Source organism: Acinetobacter sp. Tol 5 (genome assembly GCF_019702905.1).
Classification (GTDB): Bacteria; Pseudomonadota; Gammaproteobacteria; order Pseudomonadales; family Moraxellaceae; genus Acinetobacter; species Acinetobacter bereziniae.
Map to the genome: position 1 here is coordinate 4,472,465 of NZ_AP024708.1, position 26,201 is coordinate 4,498,665.

Annotated in this window: 27 protein-coding genes; 6 read left to right on the plus strand and 21 right to left on the minus strand. The window is 38.4% G+C overall.

Going from position 1 to position 26,201, the window contains the following annotated elements; translation table 11 throughout:
• Nucleotide 1: 1 nt before the first annotated feature.
• On the minus strand, nt 2-301 hold the full coding sequence (locus TOL5_RS20735) for a hypothetical protein (protein WP_121774081.1): 300 nt from the start codon (nt 299-301) through the stop codon (nt 2-4).
• A gap of 96 nt (nt 302-397) precedes the next feature.
• On the opposite strand from TOL5_RS20735, the gene TOL5_RS20740 reads away from it, so the two are divergent.
• Nucleotides 398-1,174: a tRNA(His) guanylyltransferase Thg1 family protein gene (locus TOL5_RS20740; RefSeq protein WP_042086250.1), complete on the plus strand. Its 777-nt coding sequence runs from the start codon at nt 398-400 to the stop codon at nt 1,172-1,174.
• Nucleotides 1,175-1,364: 190 nt separating this feature from the next.
• On the opposite strand, the gene TOL5_RS20745 is transcribed toward TOL5_RS20740, so the two are convergent.
• From TOL5_RS20745 to TOL5_RS20790, 10 genes are all read right to left on the minus strand, one after another.
• Complete coding sequence (locus tag TOL5_RS20745; RefSeq protein WP_004831982.1) at nt 1,365-1,784, minus strand: F0F1 ATP synthase subunit epsilon; 420 nt, start codon at nt 1,782-1,784, stop codon at nt 1,365-1,367.
• A 27-nt stretch (nt 1,785-1,811) separates the two neighbouring features.
• Complete coding sequence (gene atpD / locus TOL5_RS20750; protein ID WP_004831984.1) at nt 1,812-3,206, minus strand: F0F1 ATP synthase subunit beta; 1,395 nt, start codon at nt 3,204-3,206, stop codon at nt 1,812-1,814.
• Between the two features lie 26 nt (nt 3,207-3,232).
• Nucleotides 3,233-4,102, minus strand: coding sequence for a F0F1 ATP synthase subunit gamma (gene atpG / locus TOL5_RS20755; protein ID WP_004831987.1), 870 nt, complete (start codon nt 4,100-4,102; stop codon nt 3,233-3,235).
• An 88-nt stretch (nt 4,103-4,190) separates the two neighbouring features.
• Nucleotides 4,191-5,735, minus strand: a complete 1,545-nt coding sequence (atpA, locus tag TOL5_RS20760) for a F0F1 ATP synthase subunit alpha (RefSeq protein ID WP_004831988.1) — start codon at nt 5,733-5,735, stop codon at nt 4,191-4,193.
• Nucleotides 5,736-5,793: 58 nt separating this feature from the next.
• A complete protein-coding gene (locus tag TOL5_RS20765; RefSeq protein ID WP_004831989.1) occupies nt 5,794-6,330 on the minus strand; it encodes a F0F1 ATP synthase subunit delta in 537 nt (178 codons plus the stop codon).
• Between the two features lie 11 nt (nt 6,331-6,341).
• A complete protein-coding gene (locus TOL5_RS20770; protein WP_004831990.1) occupies nt 6,342-6,812 on the minus strand; it encodes a F0F1 ATP synthase subunit B in 471 nt (156 codons plus the stop codon).
• Nucleotides 6,813-6,851: 39 nt separating this feature from the next.
• The gene (gene atpE, locus TOL5_RS20775) at nt 6,852-7,097 is read right to left on the minus strand and encodes a F0F1 ATP synthase subunit C (protein WP_000424060.1); all 246 of its coding nucleotides are present in this window, start codon (nt 7,095-7,097) and stop codon (nt 6,852-6,854) included.
• An 83-nt stretch (nt 7,098-7,180) separates the two neighbouring features.
• Entirely contained in the window at nt 7,181-8,056 is an 876-nt protein-coding gene (gene atpB / locus TOL5_RS20780) for a F0F1 ATP synthase subunit A (RefSeq protein WP_004831991.1), read from the minus strand.
• Between the two features lie 103 nt (nt 8,057-8,159).
• Nucleotides 8,160-8,558: an ATP synthase subunit I gene (locus TOL5_RS20785; protein WP_005034576.1), complete on the minus strand. Its 399-nt coding sequence runs from the start codon at nt 8,556-8,558 to the stop codon at nt 8,160-8,162.
• A gap of 171 nt (nt 8,559-8,729) precedes the next feature.
• A complete protein-coding gene (locus tag TOL5_RS20790; protein WP_004831993.1) occupies nt 8,730-9,572 on the minus strand; it encodes a metal ABC transporter substrate-binding protein in 843 nt (280 codons plus the stop codon).
• Nucleotides 9,573-9,709: 137 nt separating this feature from the next.
• On the opposite strand from TOL5_RS20790, the gene TOL5_RS20795 reads away from it, so the two are divergent.
• Genes TOL5_RS20795 through znuB form a run of 3 tightly spaced genes read left to right on the plus strand, consistent with a single transcriptional unit; the run spans nt 9,710 to nt 11,781 of the window.
• A complete protein-coding gene (locus TOL5_RS20795; RefSeq protein ID WP_004831994.1) occupies nt 9,710-10,207 on the plus strand; it encodes a transcriptional repressor in 498 nt (165 codons plus the stop codon).
• Complete coding sequence (gene znuC / locus TOL5_RS20800; protein ID WP_121774074.1) at nt 10,180-10,980, plus strand: zinc ABC transporter ATP-binding protein ZnuC; 801 nt, start codon at nt 10,180-10,182, stop codon at nt 10,978-10,980. Before TOL5_RS20795 ends, znuC begins: the two co-directional genes overlap by 28 nt.
• Nucleotides 10,981-10,983: 3 nt before the next feature.
• A complete protein-coding gene (znuB, locus tag TOL5_RS20805; RefSeq protein ID WP_005034582.1) occupies nt 10,984-11,781 on the plus strand; it encodes a zinc ABC transporter permease subunit ZnuB in 798 nt (265 codons plus the stop codon).
• Between the two features lie 50 nt (nt 11,782-11,831).
• On the opposite strand, the gene TOL5_RS20810 is transcribed toward znuB, so the two are convergent.
• Nucleotides 11,832-12,452, minus strand: a complete 621-nt coding sequence (locus TOL5_RS20810) for a LysE family translocator (RefSeq protein ID WP_005034584.1) — start codon at nt 12,450-12,452, stop codon at nt 11,832-11,834.
• 71 nt (nt 12,453-12,523) lie between these two features.
• Entirely contained in the window at nt 12,524-13,144 is a 621-nt protein-coding gene (locus TOL5_RS20815) for a LysE family transporter (protein WP_121774073.1), read from the minus strand.
• Nucleotides 13,145-13,305: 161 nt separating this feature from the next.
• On the opposite strand from TOL5_RS20815, the gene TOL5_RS20820 reads away from it, so the two are divergent.
• On the plus strand, nt 13,306-14,226 hold the full coding sequence (locus TOL5_RS20820; RefSeq protein WP_005034588.1) for a Dyp-type peroxidase: 921 nt from the start codon (nt 13,306-13,308) through the stop codon (nt 14,224-14,226).
• A 74-nt stretch (nt 14,227-14,300) separates the two neighbouring features.
• On the opposite strand, the gene TOL5_RS20825 is transcribed toward TOL5_RS20820, so the two are convergent.
• The 7 genes from TOL5_RS20825 to TOL5_RS20860 all read right to left on the minus strand — a co-directional run bounded on the left by TOL5_RS20825 (nt 14,301) and on the right by TOL5_RS20860 (nt 24,970).
• The gene (locus TOL5_RS20825; RefSeq protein WP_121774071.1) at nt 14,301-14,675 is read right to left on the minus strand and encodes a lysozyme inhibitor LprI family protein; all 375 of its coding nucleotides are present in this window, start codon (nt 14,673-14,675) and stop codon (nt 14,301-14,303) included.
• 144 nt (nt 14,676-14,819) lie between these two features.
• Complete coding sequence (locus TOL5_RS22580; RefSeq protein ID WP_227543962.1) at nt 14,820-15,701, minus strand: hypothetical protein; 882 nt, start codon at nt 15,699-15,701, stop codon at nt 14,820-14,822.
• A gap of 431 nt (nt 15,702-16,132) precedes the next feature.
• Nucleotides 16,133-16,771, minus strand: coding sequence for a hypothetical protein (locus tag TOL5_RS20840; RefSeq protein ID WP_121774070.1), 639 nt, complete (start codon nt 16,769-16,771; stop codon nt 16,133-16,135).
• A 9-nt stretch (nt 16,772-16,780) separates the two neighbouring features.
• A complete protein-coding gene (locus TOL5_RS20845) occupies nt 16,781-19,165 on the minus strand; it encodes a hypothetical protein (protein ID WP_005034600.1) in 2,385 nt (794 codons plus the stop codon).
• Nucleotides 19,162-19,647 carry a hypothetical protein gene (locus TOL5_RS20850; protein ID WP_121774069.1) on the minus strand — a complete coding sequence of 162 codons (486 nt, stop codon included), beginning with the start codon at nt 19,645-19,647 and terminating at the stop codon, nt 19,162-19,164. Before TOL5_RS20850 ends, TOL5_RS20845 begins: the two co-directional genes overlap by 4 nt.
• Before the next feature lie 9 nt (nt 19,648-19,656).
• The gene (locus TOL5_RS20855) at nt 19,657-23,046 is read right to left on the minus strand and encodes a type VI secretion system Vgr family protein (RefSeq protein ID WP_121774068.1); all 3,390 of its coding nucleotides are present in this window, start codon (nt 23,044-23,046) and stop codon (nt 19,657-19,659) included.
• A gap of 226 nt (nt 23,047-23,272) precedes the next feature.
• Nucleotides 23,273-24,970 carry an NAD-dependent malic enzyme gene (locus tag TOL5_RS20860; RefSeq protein ID WP_005034606.1) on the minus strand — a complete coding sequence of 566 codons (1,698 nt, stop codon included), beginning with the start codon at nt 24,968-24,970 and terminating at the stop codon, nt 23,273-23,275.
• 325 nt (nt 24,971-25,295) lie between these two features.
• Here TOL5_RS20860 and TOL5_RS20865 point away from each other — a divergent pair, with 325 nt between their 5' ends.
• Complete coding sequence (locus TOL5_RS20865; protein ID WP_004832007.1) at nt 25,296-25,889, plus strand: hypothetical protein; 594 nt, start codon at nt 25,296-25,298, stop codon at nt 25,887-25,889.
• A 13-nt stretch (nt 25,890-25,902) separates the two neighbouring features.
• Here TOL5_RS20865 and TOL5_RS20870 read toward each other — a convergent pair whose 3' ends face one another.
• A complete protein-coding gene (locus TOL5_RS20870; RefSeq protein ID WP_121774067.1) occupies nt 25,903-26,172 on the minus strand; it encodes a DUF2798 domain-containing protein in 270 nt (89 codons plus the stop codon).
• Nucleotides 26,173-26,201: the final 29 nt, after the last annotated feature.

Here is a 26,201-nt window from a genome sequence, read left to right on the forward strand (position 1 = left end):
TTTAGTCTTGCGCTGTTTTCCATACTTTAAATGCCATTTGCATTTGTTGTTGAATTTGTACAGGGACTTTATTGCGTTCTAAATTGGAAAAATCACCACGATAGGTTTCTGCCACAATTGAATTTGCCAAATCTTCGATTGCAATTCGTCCTTTGTGCTGATATTGCGCAATATCAGCTTCAGTGAGTGCAATATCCCAACAAGATACAACTGAGCTCATATCGACAGCAATACTGAGATAGTATTGGTCTTGGGCTTGGTAGAGTTCCCAAAAGTGTGCTTGTTGCTCAATAAGTTGCATCATTGAATAAAATTCCATTTTTATTGTTCAGATTATGCTAAAACTAGTTCATCTTGAAATATAACTTTAGCATGATGAATAATTAGTAGTATCGCCATGAGATTTGATGATTTAGATCGCACATTACGAGTGTTTGAAACAGCTTACGACTTTTGTGTTCCACCTGAACAGTATATTGTGGTCCGCTTGGATGGGCGTGGCTTTACTAAGCTCACTAAAGAAGTTTGGCAATTTGAAGCGCCTTTTGACATCCGCTTTCGAGACCTGATGGTCGAAACAACAGCCCATTTAATGCAGTGTGGTTTCAACATCATTTATGGTTATACACAAAGCGATGAAATCTCCTTATTGTTTCATTTCAAAGATGACAGCTTTAATCGTAAAACACGGAAAATCATTTCTATCCTCGCCGCAGAAGCCAGTGCAAAGTTCAGCGTCTTACATAGTGAGATGGCAACTTTTGACGCTCGAATTTGTATACTACCCAATGCAAAAATGACTGAAGATTATTTTCGTTGGCGCCATGAAGATGCTCATCGCAACGCACTCAATGCACATTGCTATTGGATGTTACGTAAAGAAGGTGAAACTGTAAAAAATGCAACCAATGAAGTTAAGGGCTTAAATCGTCAAGAAAAACATGATTTACTTTTTAGCCGTGAAATTAACTTCAATGAATTACCATCATGGCAGAAGCGTGGCACAGGTTTATATTGGACAGACATTGAAAAAACTGGTTTTAATCCAAAAACAAAACAACCGACAGTCTCAACACGTCGGCAAATTTTTAAAGATTATGAATTACCTTTAGGTGATGATTATAGTCAATTTATACAACAGCAATTTTTATTGAATCAAAAACAAACGTTTTAGAATATATTTATTTATTCGAGTAAGCTTCATATAGCCCCTTGTTTATATCACTCATGTGTAAATAAATTAGATAATGTTAAACTCAATGCGTATTCAATTCTAAAACCTAAGTTTTCGTTATAACCCATTTGTTAAGTAACAGCATAAAAAAACCACCCTCTCGGGTGGTTTTTCAATCGCCAACTGCGTCTTATTGAGCGCGGTTTTTGATTTTGCGGATGGTTTCCAACTGAGCAGCAGTTTCTGCAAGCGCAGCCAAAGCAGCAGCAGCGTCCAAATCGCTTTTTTGATTTGCAAGCAACTGTTCAGCATTTTTACGTGCTTCAAGAATTGCAGCTTCATCTAAGTTGTCAGCACGAACTGCAGTATCTGCAAGAACCGTAACGACATGCGGTTGAACTTCTAGAACACCACCAGATACATAGATTAACTCTTCTGTACCGTTTTCAAGCAGAACGCGAATCGCGCCCGGCTTGAGCAAAGTGACTAACGGCGCGTGACCAGGCATAATACCCAATTCACCGCCAGCACCTTTTGCGATAAGCATTGTCACAGTGCCTGAGTACAAAGACTCTTTAACACTTACAACATCACATTGCATAGTCGACATGTGAATCTCCTAAATGAGAGTTGCTAATTAAAGCTTCTCGGCTTTAGCGATCACTTCGTCAATACCACCAACCATATAGAACGCTTGTTCTGGGATGTGATCGTATTCACCAGCTAGAAGACCTTTAAAGCCACGAATTGTTTCTTTAAGTGGTACAAGTTTACCAGGAGCACCAGTAAACACTTCAGCTACGTGGAACGGTTGAGAGAAGAAACGTTGGATCTTACGTGCACGGTACACAGTAAGTTTGTCTTCTTCAGCTAACTCGTCCATACCCAAGATCGCAATGATGTCTTTAAGCTCTTTATAACGTTGCAATACGTTCTGTACAGAACGTGCAATTTCATAATGCTCAGCACCAACAACCAATGGATCTAACTGGCGTGAAGTAGAGTCAAGTGGATCGATCGCTGGATAAATACCAGAAGATGCGATGTCACGGCTCAATACTACAGTTGCATCTAAGTGAGCAAATGTAGTTGCAGGCGATGGATCTGTTAAGTCATCGGCAGGTACATATACCGCTTGGATAGATGTAATCGAACCAGACTTAGTCGATGTAATACGTTCTTGAAGAACACCCATCTCTTCTGCAAGCGTCGGTTGGTAACCTACTGCAGATGGCATACGACCTAAAAGAGCAGATACTTCAGTACCAGCCAATGTGTAACGGTAAATGTTGTCAACGAACAACAATACGTCACGGCCTTTACCGTTTTCATCTTTCTCATCACGGAAGTATTCCGCCATCGTCAAACCAGTTAACGCTACGCGTAAACGGTTACCTGGTGGCTCATTCATCTGACCGTAGACCATTGCTACTTTGTCAAGAACGTTAGAATCTTTCATCTCGTGATAGAAGTCGTTACCTTCACGAGTACGCTCACCAACACCAGCAAACACAGATAAACCTGAGTGTGCTTTCGCGATGTTGTTGATCAATTCCATCATGTTTACAGTTTTACCAACACCGGCACCACCGAATAAACCAACTTTACCACCTTTTGCAAACGGGCAAAGTAAGTCAATGACTTTAATACCTGTTTCTAAAAGGTCAGTAGAAGCTGCTTGTTCAGCATAAGAAGGTGCTTGACGGTGAATCGGTAAACGCTCTTCAGTCGCTACAGGACCAGCTTCGTCGATTGGGCGACCAAGAACGTCCATGATACGACCTAAACATGCAGTACCTACTGGTACAGAAATTGGCGCACCAGTATTAGACACGTTTAGACCACGTTTAAGACCTTCAGTAGATCCCATTGCGATGGTACGAACTACACCATCACCAAGTTGTTGCTGAACTTCTAAAGTAGTTTCAGTACCGTCAACTTGGAGAGCGTCATAGATCTTAGGAACGCTGTTGCGTTCAAACTCGACGTCGATAACCGCGCCGATGATCTGAATGATACGACCGCTACTCATTGCTGTCTCCTCAATTCAAAATAATGTTAAACGGCAGCGGCACCACCAACGATCTCAGAAATTTCCTGAGTAATCGCGGCTTGACGCAGCTTGTTATAAATGAGTTGTAGGCTCTTGATAAGCTCACCTGCGTTATCAGTTGCAGCTTTCATTGCAACCATACGTGCAGATTGCTCACATGCGATGTTTTCAATCACACCTTGATAAACCATAGACTCAATGTAACGAACCAATAAACCATTTAAAAGCTCTTCAGCTTCTGGTTCATATAAGTAATCCCAACCATATTGACGGTTAAGATCTTCGTTCGTATCAGCCGCAGCCAAAGGAACGAGTTGTTCGATTTTTTGGTTTTGAGTCATGGCATTGACAAAGCCGTTTGACACAAGATAAATACGATCTAATTCGCCTTTATCGAATGCATCTAACATCACCTGTACAGAACCAGTTAACTGTTCAAGACTTGGTGCATCACCTACGTTTGTAGTTGCTCCAAGTACTTTACCGCCGTAGTTTTTAAAAAACGAAACCGCTTTTTGACCAATCAAAGCAAATTGAACTTCAATTGACTGCTCTTGTTGCTGTTGGACGTGTTTAACCACTTTTTTGAACAAGTTAATGTTCAAACCACCAGCAAGACCACGATCTGAAGAAACAATGATATAGCCAACGCGTTTTACTGGGCGTTCAACCATATAACGATGTTTGTATTCAGGATTCGCTTGTACCAAATGAGCAATTACACGGTGCATATTTTCGGCATACGGACGGCCCTGAGCCATGCGCTCTTGCGCACGACGCATCTTAGAAGCTGCTACCATCTGCATCGCGCGAGTAATTTTCTGCGTGCTTTTGATACTAGCTACTTTGGCGCGAATTTCTTTTAAATTTGCCATACGCTTAACCTAGTATTCGAAAGCCCTTTCGAGCTTCCGAAGGTTGATCCGTGAACCAAACCTTAACTAGATTCAACATCGTTGAATCTTAGTAAGTTTGAGTCGCTTTAAAGCTTTCAATACCTGCTTTAATTGCAGCTTCGATGTCTTTGTCGTAGTTACCAGTTGCATCGATGTTTTGCATTAACGCAGCATGCTCTGAACGGAAGTAAGAGATCAACGCAGTATCAAAGTCTACGATTTTCTTCACTTCAACGTCAGCCATATAGCCTTCGTTAGATGCATAAATTGAAACTGCTTGGTCAGCAATTGAATATGGAGCATATTGTTTTTGCTTCATTAATTCAGTTACACGTTGACCATGTTCAAGTTGCTTACGAGTTGCTTCGTCAAGGTCTGAAGCGAACTGAGCAAACGCAGCCAATTCACGGTATTGTGCAAGAGCGGTACGGATACCACCTGACAATTTTTTGATGATCTTAGTTTGAGCAGAACCACCAACACGTGATACAGAGATACCCGCGTTCACAGCAGGACGAATACCTGCGTTGAATAATGATGTTTCTAAGAAGATCTGACCGTCAGTAATCGAAATTACGTTTGTTGGTACGAATGCAGATACGTCACCCGCTTGAGTTTCAATAATTGGCAATGCAGTTAGTGAACCAGTTTGGCCTTTAACTTCACCATTCGTGAATTTCTCAACATAGTCAGCAGATACACGAGAAGCACGCTCAAGTAGACGTGAATGAAGATAGAACACGTCACCTGGATAAGCTTCACGACCTGGTGGACGACGAAGAAGCAATGAAATTTGACGGTAAGCAACAGCTTGTTTAGACAAGTCATCATAAATGATAAGCGCGTCTTCACCGCGGTCACGGAAGTACTCACCCATTGTACAACCAGCATAAGGTGCTAGATACTGCATCGCTGCAGGATCAGCAGCAGCTGCTGCTACAACAGTCGTGTACGCCATAGCGCCAGTTTCTTCAAGCTTACGTACTACGTTCGCAATTGTTGATTGTTTTTGACCAATCGCAACGTATACACATTTAATGCCTGACTGCTTTTGAGCAATGATCGCATCGATCGCCATTGCTGTTTTACCAGTTTGACGGTCACCGATGATCAACTCACGCTGACCACGACCAACAGGGATCATTGTATCTACTGATTTATAACCAGTTTGTACAGGTTGATCCACTGATTGACGCCAAATAACACCTGGTGCTACTTTTTCAACAGCATCAGTAAGTTTTGCATCAATAGGGCCTTTACCATCAATTGGGTTACCCAAAGCATCTACTACACGGCCTAAAAGTTCTGGACCAACCGGAACTTCTAATACACGACCTGTGCAACGAGCTTTTTGACCTTCTTGAAGGCTTAAGTAGTTACCTAAGACAACGGCACCCACTGAATCCTGTTCTAGGTTCAGTGCCATACCAAATAAGCCGCCGTCGAATTCGATCATTTCACCGTACATTGCATCAGCAAGGCCGTGAATACGCACAATACCGTCGGAAACCATAACAATGGTCCCTTCGTTCTTAGCGGTCGCGCTGGTGTCCAGATCGCCGATACGCTGTTTAATGAGCGCACTGATCTCGGATGGATTCAGTTGTTGCATTGCGCTATACCTCAATCTTTTTAAAGTTCAGTCTTCTGTTCGCAGTTATTTTTAACAATTACGCTAGAAGACGAGTCCGCATTTTTTCAAGCTTGCTAAGCGCAGAATCATCTATCACTTGGTCGCCTGCACGAATAACAACACCAGCAATCAATGCTGGGTTTACTTCAACTGTAATTTTCACAGCGCTGTTCAAACGTTTTTCTAACGCATGAGCCAACTTCTGTTCTTGCACTGAGTCCAGCGGGAAAGCTGACTCAATCACAACATCTACAGTGTTGTTATTTTGCGATTTGAGTTGTTCAAATTCTGTGTCGATTTCAGGTAACAATGCTAAACGGCCATTGTCTGCAAGAAGTGTCAAAAAGTTTGACACAGCTTCAGTTTGTTCATTACCTAAAACTTTCGCAAAAAGACCAACCTGCTCAGCAGGTGTCAACTCAGGGCGATTTAAATAAGCGGAAAATGCTTCATCTTGCACCGCAGCACTGAGCAGTTGTAATGCATTTGACCAAGCGTCAGTTGCATTTTGCTCAGATGCATAAGCAAATGCTGCTTTAGCGTATGGGCGTGCCAACGTCAAGAGTTCAGCCATATTCGCCTCTCTTAAAGTTTAGCAGCCAGCTGATTCAGCATGGCATTATGAGCTTCTGCGTCAACTTGTTGGTTCAGAATTTTCTCTGCACCAGCAACTGCAAGAGCAGCAACTTGTTGACGTAATTCTTCACGAGCAGAATTGATGTCTTGGTCAACAGCATCTTTCGCTTGTTGACGAATACGCTCACCTTCAGCAGATGCTTGAGTACGCGCTTCTTCGATCAATTGTGCCGCACGACGGTTCGCTTGTTCGATCAATTGAGCCGCTTGTGCTTTCGCCGCATCAATTTCTTGCTTAACTTGTGCTTGTGCATCAGCAAGATCAGCTTTCGCTTTCTCCGCAGCGTTTAAGCCATCAGCGATTTTACGCTGACGCTCACTAATCGCATTGATTAGTGGTGGCCATACAAACTTCATGCAGAATGCGACAAATATCGCAAATGCAATCGCTTGGCCAAACAATGTGAGGTTGATATTCATTGCAAATTCCTCAAATAGTGAATTTCGGAATTAAGCTGATTAACCTACAAATGGATTAGCGAAGATGAAGAACAAGCCAATACCAACACCGATCATAGGCACAGCATCAAGAAGACCCGCGATTAAGAACATACGAGTTTGAAGTTGTGGAGCCAATTCTGGTTGACGAGCTACAGCTTCAAGGAAGCGACCGCCTAAAAGACCAAAACCAATCGCAGTACCTAAAGCACCAAAAGCGATCAAGATAGCAGATGCAATTGCAACTAGACCTAAAGTGAGTTCCATGATAATTCCTCAGAGGTTAGGTTTATACCAAATTAAATTAAAAAAATTATACCTAACCACCTGATGACAGTTAGGCAATACCATTAATGTTTTTCGCTTGCCATGCTCAAGTATACGATTGTTAGCATCATGAAAATGAAGGCTTGCAACGTAATAACAAGAATGTGGAAGATAGCCCAAGGCACAGACAACGCCCATTGGATCCAGAAAGGTAACAACGCGATCAAGATGAAGATCAACTCACCCGCATACATGTTACCGAATAGTCGGAGCGCCAATGAAATTGGACGTGCAAGGAATGTTACCAATTCTAGAATCAAGTTCACTGGAATCAATAACGCTTTTGCAACTGGGTTACTTGGATTAAATGGGTTAAGTGCTAATTCACCAACGAAACCGCCGATGCCTTTTTCACGGATACTATAGAACAAGATCAACGCAAATACAGACAATGACATACCAAGGGTAATGTTAGGATCTGTAGATGGAACAACCTTGAAGTAAACGTGGTGAGGGTCCATGCCAAATACACTTGCACCAATTTGTTGTGCTAGATAAGGAATCCAGTCAACAGGAATTAAGTCCATCGCATTCATGAGGAAAATCCACACAAAAATGGTCAAGGCTAAAGGTGCAATTAAACGTGATTTACCATGAAACGTATCACGAACACTTGAGTCAACAAACTCGATAATCATTTCGATTGCAGACTGGAACTTGGTAGGAACACCAGAGTTTGCAGCTTTCGCCACACACCAGAATATCAAACAGAAAATCAAACCAAGGCCAATTGACCAACCCATTGAATCCAAGTGAATAGCAGTGAACCCCATCTGTTGAGCTTCTGCACCATTCTCAGCCAATTTCCAAGTACCATCTGGCATTTTGCCATAGGTCATATTGGTCAAGTGATGCTTGATATACTCGGTCGAAGTCAGGGCATGTTCTTCAGCAGCCATAAATCACACCTGGTCAATGTCAAATAATAAATAGGGTTAACGAATATCGCGTGCTGCATGATATCTCGTTAATCCCCAAAAAAATTTTCAATTTCTGCTGCGCTTATACTCGTTTTTGTTGCCGTGCTACCCAAAATGGAGCAACCCACGACATCGCCTGCACGAGAATAAAACCACAAAACAATGCTACCGGGGATAACGGTTTAACATTGCTTAAAATTAAAATGAAACCAACGATCACAATTGCAAATTTGCCCATCAAGCCTCGATACATGTTCGAAAGAACCTGTTTTGAAGCACGTGCACCAGCGGCTCGAAACGACTGCCAAGAAAAATAACAACTGGCAAGCCAACATAACAGTGCACCTAATGCTGCACTTAAAGCCGCAGTCGAGTCTTTCAAGACCCACGCTACCAAGGCTGAAACAGGTATCATTAATGCTTGTAAATAGACCAAAGCTTTTGCTAATCGTCGGTCAATCAAGCGACTAGTTTGGCTCATTTTTTATCCACTCACAGCATAAATGCTTGACAAGTTTAGCTGATGATCGTTTTTAATCGCAGGCATTATAGAGTTACACCCCTGAACATGCAATCTTTTCCCGACCTTAGTCGTGTTTTTTTCGATATACAGGTTGCTTTTCATATGAGCATTTGTTGATTAATTTTTGCATCATTTTCGTGCATTAAGTACGCAGGCTTGTGTCTGTTGTGCCAAAGCTTGCCATGCAACCACAAAATCTTGTTGTTTTGCTAAAGTCTCATCAACGGATTGAAAAGAAATTTCTCCCAATTTTCGATATTGACTTGGACTTGCACTGGCTTCTGCAAGCAAACACATTTTTTTGTAAGGACGCGTATCATTTAAAAACTTGATTTGTGTAACAGTCGGTGCCACATGTGGATCATCCGTCATTGCACCTGCAAATTTTAAATTGAGAGAACGTTCAAGATATTGGTAAGCATCGTGATATGCCCAATAAGGACGTGCGGCACCCGCTGTGGTAATTTTTTGTGAAGCGAGCAACATTTCATTGGCAAATTTTTTCGCGTTATTCCAATAAGCAGTTTTATTTTCAGGATGCTGTTGTGATCTCAAGGCAGCAATAAAGAAGCCTATGCGTACTGCATTGTTTGGATCTAACCAAACATGAGTATCTATCGTGTCTTTAAGTGCAATGCCTTTCGGATTTCTAAGTGGAAGCGCCTGAATAATACCTGAGTCAAGAATCGAGATAGCTTTAGCATTGTCTCCAAGAACTTTTTCTAAAGGTGCTTCGTGTGCTTTACCCAACCAAACCACCAATGAAGCATCCATAATCGTCTTTCGATTATCTGGTGTTAACTGTACATCATGCCCTGTCTGATTCCCTAACAGCAAAACAGGTTCTTCTACTCCTTGGGTGATTTCTTTTGCAATCAGATAAATAGGATGAGTAGAGACCACCAAAGGCGCTTGAGCCCAAGTGACACTAGCAAATAATGCACATAAGCAAAAAGCGATCATGCGATTCATGGGAGTGTATTACCAAAAAAAATTTATGTTATAGTATAACAAAAGTTAAAAAATACCTACGCCATTCGTAAGTTGATAGAGCTTCATGTTAATATTTATGATTCTCTTCATTCAAATAAGAAGTTTTGAGGTCTGATATGAGCTTATGTTCACACGAACACCATGATACTTTGCATGGTGTACACGATCATCTCAATGTACAAGAGCGTTTATCAGAAGCAGAAAACCTTTGTGCAACCTCAGGCGCGCGTCTTACTCCCTTACGTAAAGAAGTACTGGAGTTGATTTTGAATGCATCAGGACCCGTTGGTGCATATGACCTTTTAGCCAAGATGAAAGGTGCTGCGGAACGACCAGCAGCCCCTCCAACGGTATATAGAACACTCGACTTCCTTTTAGAAAAAGGATTTATTCATCGTTTAACCTCTATTAATGCCTATATCCCTTGCTGTCATCCACGTGAAGGACATCAAGCTGCTTTTTTGATCTGTACTGAATGCCATACAGTGAAAGAAGCTTCAGCAATAGGTTTGATTCAACAATTGAATCATTTGGCAGAGTCCGACCAGTTCAAAGCACATCATAGTATTATTGAGATTTCAGGAATATGTCAGCAGTGCTCAAGCAAAGCGTGAACCCCCCCCTTGTTCAGCTAAAGCAGATCAATGTCCAGATTGATAATCGTGACATTTTAAAAAATGTAGATTTTTCGCTACAAAAACAAGAAATTGTCACGCTTATTGGTCCCAATGGTGCGGGTAAATCCACATTGATCAAAGTACTGTTGGGTATTTTAAAACCCAATTCAGGGAGTATTGTCAGTTCATCAAAACTGAAACTCGCCTATGTACCTCAAAAATTCAACCCCTCTCATAGCCTTCCATTAAGAGTTAAAGATCTTCTTGATCTGGAAAAATGTGATAAAGCCATTAAAGCAGAAATCATTCGCGATACAGGCATAGCCAAACTCGAAAACTCTAAAGTACAACAACTTTCTGGTGGCGAACGTCAACGCGTTTTATTAGCACGGGCATTATTACGCCAACCTGATATTTTAGTCTTAGATGAGCCTATGCAAGGTTTAGATATCCAGTCTGAGGCAGAGTTATATGGCTATGTTCGAAGTTTACCTGAACGTTATGGTTGTGCCATCTTGATTGTCTCTCATGATTTACAATGGGTGATGCAAGGAACACAACGTGTTGTATGTTTAAACAAGCATATATGTTGCAGCGGCTTACCAGACAGCATTCAACAACATCCTGAGTATCAGGCTTTATTTGGTGACACTTTTGGCAAGCAACATGCCTTTTACCAACATCACCATGATCATTGCGCGCATGGTGATTCTGCTAAGACCTGTGAACATGGTCCACATCCTCACATTCACCCTGAACCGGAAGCTTAAACCATGATGGAATGGTTAGAATTACTCTTACCTGCTTGGATCATGGGCACACTGTTGGTGTTTCTAACTGCACCACTGGGCTGTTTGATGTTATGGCGCAGAATGTCTTTCTTTGCAGATACCATGGCTCATGGTACTTTGCTGGGTGTGGCTTTGGCAGCAGTATTAAGTTTGCCGCTCTGGGTCGGTGTTACTTTTACCGCAGTACTTTTGGTTGCTGTGCTGTGGGTTCTACACGACCCTCGCCTGCCAAATGATGCTTTACTTGCTTTATGCGCAGCCACCCTACTCTGCTCAGGTTTATTGCTGATCCAGCACTTACCTGCTTTACGCCCAGAACTATTGAGCTATTTATTCGGTGACTTACTAACGATTGAATGGTCTGACTTAGCTGTTTTCGCGGCTGTTATTATTGGCGCTTTGGCAATTTTGTATTCTCACTGGCAGGCGCAAATTCAAATTGCGATTGATCCTGATATTGCAGTCAGTGAAGGTGTCAATGCCAAATGGCAACGTTTAATTTTTATGTTGTTATTGGCATTGTTCACGGTACTGGCTTTACGTGCGGTCGGCTCGTTGCTGATGGGTGCTCTTCTGGTTATTCCTGCTTTAGCTGCACGTTTGATTTCGCACTCACCTAAACAAATGGTGATCGGTGCTTTTGTGATTGCACAAATTGGTGTCACTGTAGGCTTATGGTCAAGTGCAGCATTAAATATTTCAACAGGTCTAAGCATTGTTTTGACCATGTCTTTATTGTTTACACTGATCTTCTGCACGATGAAAATTAAAAAAGGATGATTTCAATTAAACCCTAGCATTGCTTATAGGGTTCATTGAACATCCAATACTTAAAATAGACTTTGAGCTGAAATATATAAGCCATAAAGCGCGATTGTGACTAAAATTAAACCGCAAAGCCCTAATATTTTGGGATAAATTCGACTTTTAGACAACTGATTAAAAGACAAATAAACTATAGATAAGGTGAGGAAATCCAAGATAATCCATGTGATCACAAGGATAACTAAACTTACATTCAGATCTGAATGAACATGGATAAATTGTGGAAAAAACGAAGAGAAAAAAATAATATCTTTAGGGTTTGAAATACCGACCAGAAAACCTTTCGTTAAACCACCCTCTACTGGCGAAAGTACAGTAGTCAACGGCTGGTCTTGCTGAAACCACACCTCTTTGAGAATGCCATAACCTAAATAAGCAATATAAAGACATCCAAGGATTTTGATGATCAGGAAAAGTGTTTCATTAACACTCAACATTCCCTTTAAAATTAAAATGGAAATTGCAATCAGTACCAAAGATGCGAGATTTGTTCCGACGATGGTTTGTAATGATTTGCGATAACCGCCTTTTAAGCCTGCACTTGCCACCAAAATCATGACTGGTCCTGGTGTTGCAATCATGATAATTACACTGATGGCATACAGATAAAATTCTAAATAATTCAAATGACCCTCGGCTTAACAGATATTCTATTGGATTTATTTTTAATTGTTCAATAACTCAAACCATGAGACTTTTACTGATGTACTAAACTCAACAAACCAGCAGCACAACTAAATAACACTGCGAAAGTACGATTCATATACTTTTGTTGCTTGGGGGATTTAAGCAATCTCAAGACTTTTGCAGCCAACCCTGTGTAGCCAGCCATCACAATTAAATCGATCGTAATCATCGTGATCGCCATAATCACATATTGAATCCATTGTGGTTTAGACAGATCTAAAAATTGCGGCAATACTGCAAGTAAGAATACGATCGCTTTTGGATTACTGATATTCACCACAAAGCCGTATAGAATCAACTTGGGAATGGATTTAGTCGGTTGTTCAGTTGGGATATCTATAGACTGTGTTTTAGCTGTCCATTGCACATAGGCTAAGTAGAGTAAATAGCAAACTCCAAACCATTTCACAGCAAGAAAAGCCATCGGTGTAGTGGCAAATAATACCCCTACTCCAGCAGCAACAATTATAATTTGCACCAGTAAAGCCAGCTGTAAACCAATAGCATTCCAGTAACCACGGCGAAAACCATAATTTAGACCACTCGACATTGACGCAATAGCGCCAGCACCAGGTGATATACTAATCACCCAACACGCCAACATATATGCAAACCAAACTTGATAGGACATAACAAAAAATAAAATATTTTGAACAAAGCATTATAGCGGTTTTAAAACGACACATTTCGATTAATTTAATTGGTAAAAAGTATAAGACTTTACTACCCAGCTGTTGCCAGTTCATGCACAATAGCTAGATTGATAAATAAAAATTGAGGAGCCATCTCGATATGACAGCCCAATCTGTAATTTTACCTTTACCCTCTGACCATGCTCGCTTCATCGTTTTAAATTTAAAAAATCTGTCTATTGATGGCTTAAAAAAGCGTCTCAATGCCTTATTGAGCACTCGTGATCGCCTGATCACGCAACACCCCGAAGCTGAGATTAAAACTGCAATCGCTTTCGGTCCTGAACTATGGTCAAAGCTTTATCATACTTCGCCTGAAGGGTTTAAGCAGTTAGAACCGATTCAAGGTGCCTTTCAAATGCCCGTTGTTCCTGCGGATGTTCTGATTCACATTGCTTCTGCACGCACGGACATTTGTTTTGCACTAAGCCAATCCTTTTTTGATGGTATTCAAGATCAAGTTGAAGTTTTAGATGAACGTGTATGTTTCCGTTATCTCGATGGTCGTGACCTAACGGGATTTATTGATGGTACCGAAAACCCTCAATTTCCAGATGATCGTGCGGAGACTGCTTTATTGGGTGAAGATTCAGGTATTTTCGAAGATGGATCTTTTATTTTTGCGCAGCGTTATGTCCATGAGCTTGAAAAATGGAAACGTTTAAAAGTAGATGCACAGGAAAATGTGATTGGTCGTTCTAAATTAGAAAGTATTGAGATGGACGATGAACACAAACCTGAAAATGCACATATTGCTCGTGTTGTTATCGAAGACAATGAAGGTGAGGAATTAGAAATTCTGCGTCACTCTCTCCCTTATGGCGATGGACAAGGTGAGCAAGGCTTATTTTTTATTGCTTATACCAAAGATTTAACCCGTATTGATCGGATGTTGGTCAATATGTTTGGTACCCAAGGTGATGGAATTCATGACCGCTTATTGCACTTTGTAACCCCTGTCGATGGTGCGTACTTCTTTGCACCGAATGAAGAAGTGTTGGAAGAGATTTTAGAAGATTGAAATAGCTAAGGAATAGTTAAATATGACTATTCCTTAAATTAATTTATGCAATTTAAATACCTTGTAAAGCTTAATTATTGAGCTGAATAAACTTTATTTAATCGTTTAAGTTCATCTAGTCTTGCTTTATCAATATCGAGCAAACATGATTCAATTATTATGGTTGCACCATCGCCTTGAGCATTGGTTGCTTCTTCACCCATAAAATCTTTACAGTATGCATTTTTATAAGCTAACCACTTCAATTGAGATATTTGAAATTTTTGCAGATTATCAGTCGATTCCTCAATATTAAGAATCACTTTTTTCATTTCATTAGTGACAGCCTTTGAACTGCTTCTAATACATATAAGGCTTTCATCATCATTTTTACAGGAAGTGTTAGGTTGAGCAAATGCAAGACCACCCATACTGAATAACAGTAAGAATATTAAGATTAATTTTTTCATAGACACTCATTATAGCAATTAAAGGTAGAAAGCCTTCAGCTTAAATTTTATATGATCGAAATCGAAAGTTTCTCCATATTTTAAATGAAAAAGCAACTTTATGAAGCTGCTTTTCATCCAGAAATTAACTATAAACATTATAGATTAATTTAATTTTATATTTTTATTATTCCCCGCAGAATCTTTATAGCTTAAGTTATATTTACCATCAATAGCATAGCTTTCTCCAAGATTATAAACTTCTATCTTTGGCTTTATTTTAATCAAATAGAATAAAGTCGTCGATCCATTATCTGTATCATGATATTTTTCACCAATTACAAACTGTGAACCTCCTATATCTGGCATAAATTTAACTCCATCTAAATTTAAATGATTAATTTTATTCTGGCTTAAGATCGTATAAATTTCTGGCGACATATTTTTCACATCATTCAAACTATATACATGATTTTCCAAATCACTTAGCTTCTCACATTTACTTTCAGAGTTGCTTTTTAAACACTTCAAGAAGTAATTTGAGGCATTAGGAATTAATATCTTTTTTAAATTGCTTTCTTTATTAATTTTGGGTAAATTTTCAGAAATATTTGTTTTTACAAAACTTCCATTTATCACCTTAAAACACAACTTTGAATGACTGTAATCATCTCTATATGCATAAAAATCGCCTGTAACACACAAGCTATCATTATTCACCGAATAATCAAATTTAGACTTATAATCTATTTGATATTTTAGAGGGTAGACCTTTAAATCCTTCTGATTAAGTGCGACTATTCGATAATACTTTCCATCATTGATTTTAATTATCGTATAATTCTTATTAAAATTCGCTTTATTTCCAACATTCTTGCTATATAAATCTAATTTATCTGCTTTGCAATAGTAATTCTCTATATCATAATCGAAACTACAAGGTTCAACTTTTAATTTTAATACCGTATCTTTTTCAACCGACTTTGCATTACAGCCTGTAATAACAAATAAACTTAAAAATATTAATATACCAAACTGTTTTTTCACTTGCCATCTCACCTTTTTGCTGTTGATTATATCGATAGATTTTTTCTAGAATTTGGATTTGAATGATTAGGAGTACTTTCTAAAAATAATTTTGTAACCATGATAATAGAATCTACGCACGATGCTTATTTTTGTTTAAAAAATGAAGTTTAATAAATATAAGGAATAGTTAAATATGACTATTCCTTATATTTATTCAATATTTTAAATCCAAAGAAAGATCTATTAATTTATTCAGTTTAAATACCTTGTAAAGCTTAATTATTGAGCTAAATAAGTTTCATCTAAGTGTTTAATTTCATCCAATCTAGCTTTATCAATAACGAACAGACATGATTTAAACTTGATTAAAAGAGTAATTTTGTCAATAATATTTACTCTCTATCAACCCTTAGATACGATGAAATATCTACAGCCAATAAAACACAGCTTTAAAACTCATCATACCCAGGTCGATTAATATTTAATCTAAAATTCTTTTTTTCTATACTTGGTTCATTTCCCACACATTTCATTTCTTCATTTTTACTAAAATCATCATTAATAAAAAAAGATTGGATGCAATAATTTTTCAATTTATTTTCATTTATATCATCAAATCTTTTGACTTGGTGATCCAAGATTGGAAACTTACCTCCCATCGTTATAAACAAAGTATTTTTATAATTATTCTTGTTGTTTTCACCACCTGATAAAAATATTACTTGTGCAGGTCCGGAACCTTCGTAATTATTAAAATTTACAGCAATCAAACCTAATAAATATTCTTTGCTTCCAATTTTTTTAACTGCAGTCATCAAAATTCGAGCTTGATCCTCTCCAGAATAAAATAGTTTTAAATCCTTTTGATTAACTGGATATTTATCTAATTGGATGAATTTATCATTGATCATTAACGCTTTAGAATCTAATGGTAATTTAACTTGTTTGTATTCATTAGTTAAAAGGTCACTATTGACTTTCGATTCACTCATCTTTGGTGAATCTGAGTTTAACATCTTATTTTCTGCCTTTTGACAGGCTACAAGTGAAAATAAAATCAACAATGGGATAAATTTTTTAATGTACATAAGATGCCTTTATATATCCTGAATATTCGGTTGATAACCCTGTAAATGTAAATGGTTATCGTGATCACCATTTGTAAAAGTGACATGGGGCAAAGTTCTGTTTGGCTGACCTTTTCTCTTCATCACTTGCGATCCAAATGATTTATAACCAAAAAGATATAGTGCATTTACAAATCTTACATTCGCATCCCAGTCAAATCTATCGACGTGGCTCACAAGAACCGGACCATCTTTATGGCAACCATTAATTCCTAGATAGCGAAAATCTCCATTAATCCCGTTGAAGTGTGAATCACTACCTACCGATCGACCATCTCGAGCACTAAATCCAGAACCATGATAATAACCGTATCCTAAAGAGCACATAGCACCAATAACTGCTGCAAACGCATCTCCCTTAAGATAATATCTTGATCGACCTGGTAAATAAATATCCCACAAATATCCGACTTTACCATCCGGACTCTTGTAGGATTTGAGCGTCCTTTGGTCTACCAAATAAACATTTCCACCTACGACCCCGTTACCTTTTTTACGTTTAGGCGCAACGATAAATTCAGTTTTGCCAATATGATGTGATTGTCCATTTTTATCATAATAAATATATTCAGCAAAACCTGTTGCAGCCGCATTCTCTCTTTTGATTTTACCATCAGAGTAAATATGATAACGCGTCGTATCACTTGTCGCGGGTGTTTGATTAGAAACAGTTGTTAAAGGTTTACCCCCATTCTCTGTATGAGTATTTTGTTGGGACACTTTGGGGGGCTCTTGTTTAACTTCGGGTACTTTAGCAGGAGCTGGTGGATTAGGCTTACTTTGGGACGGCGCATTAGTAACAGGGTTTTGTTGTGGAACTTTTTGCCCTGATTCTAATCGTCTCGATTCCTTGATAAAACCTTCATTTATTCTAAATATCCTATACGGACTTCCATTAATTACCCGAGCTTTTACCAATGAATTTGAACCAACACCAAAACCATATACAAAACCAACTAACATTTTTAAGTTAATTACACCTGCAGCATTGGTTTTTTTTGAAATTTGCCGCCCTCGATAAAAAATAGTTACAGCGGTATTTGGAACAACTTGATCATCTTTTTTGACAATCATCTGAAAGCTATGAACAGGAAGTCTCACTTTTATTGTCTGATTAGAGAGTGATTCTTCAACCTTGAAGTGATGAATCTTTTGGTATTTTCCATCCCCTGAAACAGAAACCTCTATATCTTGACCGACTTCTGCTGAAATATTATGTTTTATGCCACTCCCATCTGCAGAATGCTTTTTAATATTATTTTTATAGGTAAGAAAAAAGCCCATATTTGAGATTGGTTTTCCAGTATCAGCTTCAACAATCTGTATATTGAAGTTCACATCTTTCGTTTCAACTGCTTTAGATTCTTCTGAAATACTTGGAGCTTGCTCATTTCTAACTTCTTGAGGCGTTTTATTCGCCTGTGGTTTTGGTTGAGGAGCACTATTCTGTTCTAAAACAACGGGTACTGATATTTGTTTGGTTAATTTGATTGTATAACTTTCCTTCTTATCTTTTTGCTGCGTAATTTCAAGTGCTTTTCCATCAACAATTATTTTTATTTTAGTACCAGGATGCCTAACAATTACAGGAATTTTTCCTTCTTCACTTGTTTTATAATCATTAGAAATCTTTCCAATTTTGCTATAATATTTTCCTTCTTTGTACTCGGACTCTACTATAATTTTTTTACCTGAAACAGCATTCCCTTGTTCGTCCACAACATTGATATAAATCTTACGATTACAACAGCTTTCTAAATCATAATGAGCAAATAATGATATATATTCACCCACTTTTGTTCCAAAAGCATCAGCTTGGTTACCTAAACCCTGTACAAACTCTAAAACATATTTAGGACCTTTTAAGTGTGCTCCTGCAATGCATCCTGACTCTGTAATTTCAACCCCATTAATACGAACGCCATAAAATTCATTTACATTTCGATTGTTCAGCCGAGTGCAGAGTGTATTGATCCATTTATTAAATGCTTTTATTTGAACCGTTCGATCTTTGAGAAAAACACTTTTCGAAGTTACATCATCTAAGCCCGTCCAACTTCCACTCCAGTCATTCACCGAAAATGATTTCTGAAAAAGGCTATTAGGATCATTACTAAAAGTATATGGTGGCTTAAAATACCCCAAATCATAAAGTGCACTTTCGCCAAATTGAAAATAACCAATAAATCCATAACCTGCGGTTTTACCATTATGTACTTTTCTAGCAGTCAAATTAGGATCGACAAGGTCAGATAAACTCAAATCTGATGAAGACTCTCGACGAGATACTGCATATATATATGCTTGCCTATCCTCACCAAATGACTTTCCGTTTACTGGAGAAACAAAACTCATAATGCCCCCTTAGATTCTTGATCAATTTGTTTAAATAAAATTAGAACTTTATTTTTTGTTTTATCACTCATATTTTTAGAAAATTTCATTTTATTTTTATCAAAATTGAAACTCAGATCTTCATTTAGGTTGAGCATTACATCACCTAAACTCTTACCGTCATCAATAATATAAAATTTCTGAGGTTTATTTTTATTTGTTAATGAGATAAGTAAAATATTTTGATCTGAACTTTTGATATTCCAACACTCATCAGGAATATGTAACCAATGACCTGTATTTAGATCTATCTTATTTTGCTTTAAAAGCTTAGAGACAGGCTCTTTAATATCTTTACGCTGAAAGCTACATTTATCAGACTCTATATAATTAAAGCTTACGACTTCATTATCAATGTTCCGTTTTGGAAATTCCTTGATAACTTCTGCATTACACCAAGTCACAAATAATAAAATGAATAAGAAAGAAAATATTGTTTTCATGATCAAGCCTTACTTTCCAAAATTACAAAAATCTGCTTCTAAATCTTCACTACAAGATTCATTTTGATCTTCTATTGCATCATGATCATCTGCAGCGCCACAACAGCCCTCACCCTCACAACTACTATGATCTGAAGTGTCATCAATATCGTTCTTTATAACTATTAATTCTTTTAAATCTTCACTATCATGCCCAAGAATAATTGCTTCGACATCGTCAGCACTATCACTGAAAAACCGTTGTGTGCGTCCAAGTTCATCCAAAACACCAATAAATTCAGTTTTTCGTGAATGATTTACGAACTTAAATCTGACCTGCTGTTTTAATTCATCTTTACTAAAAATATTACTAAAATCAAAACGTCGGCTAAAAATTCCACTCTCAGGCATTTTCGGCAACTGCGCATTCACTGTTGCCCCACTGGTAAACAACTGTTGTCCAGATTTCACCTCAAACTTCCCGCCCGTCTTGATAAAGACACCACTACCATTAACCACCAGCTGAGTACCACCCGCTTTTAGATCAATCTCTTTAGAGCTGGTTAACTCAATCTTATCTTCAGTTGCAATCAACTTAATGACTTTCTTCGCAATGATTTCAATCAAATCATCCTGAGCCTGTACTTTGATCGGTCCTTTTGCAGCAAAAGCACTTAAACCTTTCTGTGCGGCAAACAAACTAATTTTATCTTGTGCATGACCCACAATATTCTTCTGAGCGCTCATGTTAATCGAACCATTTGCACTTTCAGCTATATCTTGAGAAGCTTGAAGAATAATGTCTTCTGGTGTGGTTAATGCAATCCCATTTGGCGAAGCCAATAACATCAATGCTTGACGGAAAATTTTACCTTGTTCTTGTTTGGCGTTGTCGCTGCTATCTTCCAGACCTTGTGTATAACCCTCCATAAAGCCCTGCAAACTACTCAAAGCCTCCAACGGTTTAATTTCAAGTTTGTTCCCCTTATTGAATGTTCCACAAGTACTCATGATGTCAAAATCTTTGATTTCGACATTGGATAAAACCTTACCCACATTACTAATGGATTCAAAAGGATTAGATTTAATATTATCTTTTAAGCTTGCCAGCTTGCCTTTAATAATATCTGTACCGTGTTCTTCAACATTTTCAATAAACGCTTTTAAGTTTTCAACCGCTTCTTTTGCATCAGAAAAATATTCATTAAATTCATCTACAATGCCTTTTGCATTGCCACCTAAAGCACCAATGTCTTTAATAAATCCACCACAATCTTTTAAAGCATTCAAAGGATCACTACTCACCCCTTCTTTAAATAGATTCAAAGTTGTGTTGAGCGCCTGCCCTGCACTTTTTAACTCAAGTGATTGAATGAACTTAGGCAAACGATTGATGACATTCAATGCATCGGTTTGTTGCTTTACAGCAATCTCACTTAGCACTTTCATACTTTCAGCCCCTTGATTCAACAAGGACTGTGCTTGGGCTGCTTCTAAATGATCTGCAATCGCATTTTCTTGGGCATAGGTTGTGATAAGCATGCCTTTTCCTGCACGTACCGCCCCATAAGCATCTGTTCTTAATTCAAAACCTTCACCACGCCCATTGCTGGTTTCTTTATCTTTCGGATGACTTAAATTTCCCAAGTTAAGTTGAGTGGCTGCGTGACTACTTTGCAGTTGGGCACTGATTTGCCCAGTCGTGTCATCAAAACGGAGTTGGTTAAAGCCTGAACCACCGACTTCAGATGAGCGGATACCACTGAGTTTCTTGGTATCAGGAAGCTGACCTTTGACATCAAACATGGTTTGATGACGTTCTGCTTCATGTAAACGCCCCATCACAAACGGACGATCTACATTACCATCAAAGAAATCAATCACCACGATTTCACCAATCCGCGGATGAAAACGTGTACCGTAACCTTCTCCTGCCCATGAGGTTAATACATCCACCCATGCTGAGTCGGTATCGTTGTCATTGGAACCTGCACCACCGTCATGGCTATTATCATCGGTACGGGTAAACAAGAAACGAACTTTAATGCGTCCCCATTGGTCCACATAAATTGTTTCGCCTTGCGGACCTACCACTTTAGCGCGTTGCGGGAATGCAGAAGGTCTGTGTGTTAATGGATTGTATTCTGGAACGACTGGAATTCTACGTCGTACCAATGACAGCTCATTGGCTTGACGCTGATCTTTAATTAAATGATTCCAATAGTTTAAATTAAGCAGTTTAGAAAGTTGATCTTGCAGTTCTTTCGGTAAGTTATTCTGATTGTAGAAGGTTTTACCGAGAATCAAAAACTCGCGATCTGAACCTTCATGCTGATCAATTTCCGGATGCTCTCTCAACTCAAACCAATAACCAACTTGTGCATCACGAACTGAACTGATTGCGGTAAAATATTTGGCTTGTAGTTCTTGGTATTGTGAAAGTTGAGTATTGAGTTTATCCACTTGAGCTGAGCTAGAAGCTGTGGTTTGATCTTCACCCTTGAGATCACTGGTCCACGCTGGGCTAATGGTCCAAGCCTGTTCTAAACTCAACGTTTCATTGTCTTGTTGTTCGCTATGCTGATGATTGCTGAGTTGGCTATCACCCTGATCTTGTGCGAGATTGTCAGCTTGCCAGCGTTGCACTTGTACAGCTGTGGATTGGATTGATCGTTGTGCAATTAAGCTGGTAATGGTATCAAATCGTTCTGTTGCATGACTACGATGGAAGCGTATACTGCGCCTAGGCATTGCTTCATATTGACTATTGTCATCAATCAATCTTAATTTCTGGGTTTGAATTTGTGCAGCAGAAACTGGAACTATGCGTTCAGATTCATCAACCAACCAGTTAATTCCCTCACTGCGCCATAATCTTGTTAAAAATTCGTAATCTGTTTCATTTGACTGCATCACAAAAGGACGCACATCATATTGTTTTTTTAAACCACGACTATCCAAACTCAAACTAGATGCAAATAATGCACTTTTGGTTTGCCATTCCTTGAATAAAACTTCAGATATTTCCAAAATACTTTTATTCATGAAAACGCGACTATTACGGCGTTTATGCCAAAGACTGGTCGCATCTTCAAGCGTGAGCTTGTAAATACTTAATGCACCGTCACTTTGTCCTTGACTTGCACCAGTAATGATTCCTGTGGTTCGATAGAGTTCCCCAAAGTCAGTGACTTGGTCAACAGCGACCTGACAACCTATAAATTGTTTTAAAGCAATATGTGCATTGGTTGAAAGGCAAAGTAATTCTGCCTTCAATCCTTGATTAATATATTGTTGTCCCTGAATGCACTGTAGAAATACACTGCCATTTAAGGCTTGATTTGAGAATTGGACATGGACAGCCCTTGTCTGCAACCCTAACCCAAAACTTTCAAGTAAAGTATTAATATTTTTCAACATTTTAGTTATTGATATTCAATGACATGTTGGCTTATTGTAAATAAAAACTCACAGAAAGACATACAGAAATTGTTAAAATTTTTATTTTTGTAACTGACATACTCAAAATTGATCTTATTTTTATGAGAAAAATACAGATATTTAAATCAATCTAAATCTCCAATTTTACCCGTTTATCCTATTACAAAAGGGGCAATTTGCCCCTTCTATAAAAAATTAAAAACACTTAAAAAGGAACGCGCTTATAATCACGATAAGTTGGTTTCCAAAAGTTCTGTTCAATACTTTCGAGTAATTGCTCATCACTCATTACCGTCGCAACACCATCTTGCATTGCTGCTTGAGCAACTTTAAATGCAATAATTTTAGAAACTTTCTGCAATTCGTTTAAATCAGGTAATAAGTCCGCATGGATATCGTTTAACTTCGGTGAGCAATCTGCCAAAGCGGAACTTGATGCCATCAGCATATTGTCTGTCACACGCGTTGCTTGAACAGCCACAACACCTAAACCAATACCCGGGAAAATATAAGAGTTATTGCATTGTGAAATATTAAAGGTTTCTCCATGATAATTCACTGGCGCAAACGGGCTACCTGTTGCAATTAATGCTTTACCTTCTGTCCATTGGATAATATCAGCAGGCACAGCTTCTACACGTGAAGTTGGGTTCGATAAAGGCAACACAATTGGATATTCACAATTTTCAGCCATGGTTTTAATGATTTCTTCTGTAAATAAGCCCGGTTGACCCGATACACCAATCAATACTGTTGGTTTGGCATTTTTAACGACATCCAGTAGAGAAATAATTTCTTCTGGATTGCCCCAATGTGCAACATCATCAGGCTTTTGTGCAAGCTTACGCTGGAAGTCAAGTAGGTTTGGCTGATTTTCTGTGATGAGACCAAAACGATCAACCATAAATACTTGTGCACGCGCTTCAGCATCAGTTAAACCTTCCGCCACCATTTGCGCAATGATCTGTTCTGCAATACCACAGCCTGCTGAACCTGCACCCAAGAAAGTCACTTTTTGATCTTTCAATTGTTTACCTGCCGCACGGCTTGCCGCAATCAGTGTTCCTACACATACTGCTGCTGTACCTTGAATATCGTCATTAAAGCAACAAATCTTATCACGATATTTTTCTAATAAAGGCATGGCATTTTTTTGTGCAAAATCTTCAAACTGAATCAAAGCTTTTGGCCAACGACGTTTTACCGCAGCAATGACTTCATCGACAAACTCATAGTATTCGTCACCACTGACACGTGGTTGTGACCATCCCATATAGATTGGATCATTGAGTAATTGTTGATTATTGGTTCCCACATCTATTGTAATTGGCAAAGTATATGCAGGGCTAATACCACCACAAGCGGTATAAAGTGATAATTTTCCGATTGGAATCCCCATACCGCCAATACCTTGGTCACCTAAACCAAGAATACGTTCACCATCTGTTATCACAATCACTTTAACATTCTTACGATTAACGTTATGGATGATCTCATCAATATATTTACGATCAGGGTATGAAATAAATACGCCACGATGACGTCGATAAATATCCGAAAAACGCTGACATGCCTCACCCACTGTTGGGGTATAAATAATCGGCATCATTTCACTTAAATGATTTTCAATCAGGTGGTAAAAAAGTGTTTCGTTGGTGTCTTGGATATTTCGTAAATAAATATGCTTATTGATTGCTTCACTGAAAGAACAATACTGCTGATAAGAACGTTGACTTTGTTCCTCGATACTTTCAATCACATGAGGAATCAAACCATGTAAGTTAAACTGGGTTCTTTCTTCCTCTGTGAAAGCTGAACCTTTGTTGAGTAATGGCAGTTCTAGTAAGGCATTGCCTGCGTAATGAATATATAGAGGATATTTTTTCAAGGTTTCCGTTGGCATTTCCATTCTCATTGAAGCAGTCATTCTGCTTCTATCTTTTGCTAAGCTACGACTTTGGTCGCATACAAGCTTAAGCCTATTTTTCGCTAAATGGGTATTTAGATACGTGATAGTGATATTCAAAGTATTTTACAGAATGATAAATTATTCTCATTTTTTACAAATTCTTTAAATATTTAATACAATCTATTGTTTTTTATATCAATAACAAAGAAGTAATCCAAATTTTAAAATTTATCGATTTCCAATGTCATTGAGCTACGATTGATTTTTTTCGTATTTCAATTTATTTTGTCCTTAATTGAATGAAGCAAAACCAATAACAATGAACACAAATATTTTTATACTTCTACTAAGCACTGCAGTCATCTGCACAGGTTGTCAAACAGCCAAAAAAGTATCTTCTGGTGTTTCCAAAACCACTGAAAAAGTGAAAAGCTTGGTTGGTCTAGGCGAAGCAAAAGTTCCAGAAGTCGATAAACAAGGCGTAGTCGATGTCAGTAAAGCAACCTTAGAAAAGCTTGAACAAATGAAACTCAATATGCCCACTGGACAATGGGTCTATATTGAAAACGATTTACAAGGAATTTATACCCTACAAAATAAATCTGCTGACGGCAATATTTTATATTTACGTCTAAACTGCAAAATTCCTTCGCAAAAATCTGGATTTAGTATTGAAGATAAAGATGCTAAGGAATTACTTAAAGCACATGATCCCCAAGCAGGACAAGTTCAGTTTTTAATCGACAATAAAAATTATGGCAATCCTTTTGATCTGGTCAATGCGAAAAAAATGCCAAGTTTCCAAGCTGCGCTCAGTAAGGCTAAAGTGATTAAGATTTTTAATAATTCTAAACTTTACACCTTTAACAATGGTCATGCTGAATTGCTCAGCAAACCTGTTAGTTGCATGTAAGCATCCGACTAAATTATTTAGGCATATCCACAAAAACAGCTGTGAGTCGACGCACTAACGGCAAAACAACCAATACCACTGGATATGCCACGGCCCACGAAACCATCCATGCCGAAAACCATTTTGTCAAAAAACCATCCACTAGACCCACATTAATGAACATATTGATCAATGACACCATGCCACTCATTAAACAGGATAAGAAAAAAGGCATGATCCATGCAGAGAATTTTGCAGGGAGTTTTGGAATATTTCCGATAATCGTGGGAGGAATATTTGACATGAGAACTCAAAATTGAATAAGCACGGCAA

Excerpts from the sequence above, each read along its gene's own strand:
- atpA (WP_004831988.1), bottom strand. The coding sequence starts at position 5,735 with ATGCAACAACTGAATCCATCCGAGATCAGTGCGCTCATTAAACAGCGT.
- TOL5_RS20795 (WP_004831994.1), top strand. The coding sequence starts at position 9,710 with ATGAGCTTATGTTCACACGAACACCATGATACTTTGCATGGTGTACAC.
- TOL5_RS20860 (WP_005034606.1), bottom strand. The coding sequence starts at position 24,970 with ATGCCAACGGAAACCTTGAAAAAATATCCTCTATATATTCATTACGCA.
- TOL5_RS20870 (WP_121774067.1), bottom strand. The coding sequence starts at position 26,172 with ATGTCAAATATTCCTCCCACGATTATCGGAAATATTCCAAAACTCCCT.
- atpD (WP_004831984.1), bottom strand. The coding sequence starts at position 3,206 with ATGAGTAGCGGTCGTATCATTCAGATCATCGGCGCGGTTATCGACGTC.
- atpG (WP_004831987.1), bottom strand. The coding sequence starts at position 4,102 with ATGGCAAATTTAAAAGAAATTCGCGCCAAAGTAGCTAGTATCAAAAGC.
- TOL5_RS20790 (WP_004831993.1), bottom strand. The coding sequence starts at position 9,572 with ATGAATCGCATGATCGCTTTTTGCTTATGTGCATTATTTGCTAGTGTC.
- TOL5_RS20745 (WP_004831982.1), bottom strand. The coding sequence starts at position 1,784 with ATGTCGACTATGCAATGTGATGTTGTAAGTGTTAAAGAGTCTTTGTAC.
- TOL5_RS20865 (WP_004832007.1), top strand. The coding sequence starts at position 25,296 with ATGAACACAAATATTTTTATACTTCTACTAAGCACTGCAGTCATCTGC.
- TOL5_RS20770 (WP_004831990.1), bottom strand. The coding sequence starts at position 6,812 with ATGAATATCAACCTCACATTGTTTGGCCAAGCGATTGCATTTGCGATA.
- atpB (WP_004831991.1), bottom strand. The coding sequence starts at position 8,056 with ATGGCTGCTGAAGAACATGCCCTGACTTCGACCGAGTATATCAAGCAT.
- znuB (WP_005034582.1), top strand. The coding sequence starts at position 10,984 with ATGATGGAATGGTTAGAATTACTCTTACCTGCTTGGATCATGGGCACA.
- TOL5_RS20765 (WP_004831989.1), bottom strand. The coding sequence starts at position 6,330 with ATGGCTGAACTCTTGACGTTGGCACGCCCATACGCTAAAGCAGCATTT.
- TOL5_RS20820 (WP_005034588.1), top strand. The coding sequence starts at position 13,306 with ATGACAGCCCAATCTGTAATTTTACCTTTACCCTCTGACCATGCTCGC.
- TOL5_RS20845 (WP_005034600.1), bottom strand. The coding sequence starts at position 19,165 with ATGAGTTTTGTTTCTCCAGTAAACGGAAAGTCATTTGGTGAGGATAGG.
- atpE (WP_000424060.1), bottom strand. The coding sequence starts at position 7,097 with ATGGAACTCACTTTAGGTCTAGTTGCAATTGCATCTGCTATCTTGATC.
- TOL5_RS20850 (WP_121774069.1), bottom strand. The coding sequence starts at position 19,647 with ATGAAAACAATATTTTCTTTCTTATTCATTTTATTATTTGTGACTTGG.
- TOL5_RS20735 (WP_121774081.1), bottom strand. The coding sequence starts at position 301 with ATGCAACTTATTGAGCAACAAGCACACTTTTGGGAACTCTACCAAGCC.
- TOL5_RS20855 (WP_121774068.1), bottom strand. The coding sequence starts at position 23,046 with ATGTTGAAAAATATTAATACTTTACTTGAAAGTTTTGGGTTAGGGTTG.
- TOL5_RS20840 (WP_121774070.1), bottom strand. The coding sequence starts at position 16,771 with ATGTACATTAAAAAATTTATCCCATTGTTGATTTTATTTTCACTTGTA.
- TOL5_RS20815 (WP_121774073.1), bottom strand. The coding sequence starts at position 13,144 with ATGTCCTATCAAGTTTGGTTTGCATATATGTTGGCGTGTTGGGTGATT.
- TOL5_RS20825 (WP_121774071.1), bottom strand. The coding sequence starts at position 14,675 with ATGAAAAAATTAATCTTAATATTCTTACTGTTATTCAGTATGGGTGGT.
- TOL5_RS20740 (WP_042086250.1), top strand. The coding sequence starts at position 398 with ATGAGATTTGATGATTTAGATCGCACATTACGAGTGTTTGAAACAGCT.
- znuC (WP_121774074.1), top strand. The coding sequence starts at position 10,180 with ATGTCAGCAGTGCTCAAGCAAAGCGTGAACCCCCCCCTTGTTCAGCTA.
- TOL5_RS20785 (WP_005034576.1), bottom strand. The coding sequence starts at position 8,558 with ATGAGCCAAACTAGTCGCTTGATTGACCGACGATTAGCAAAAGCTTTG.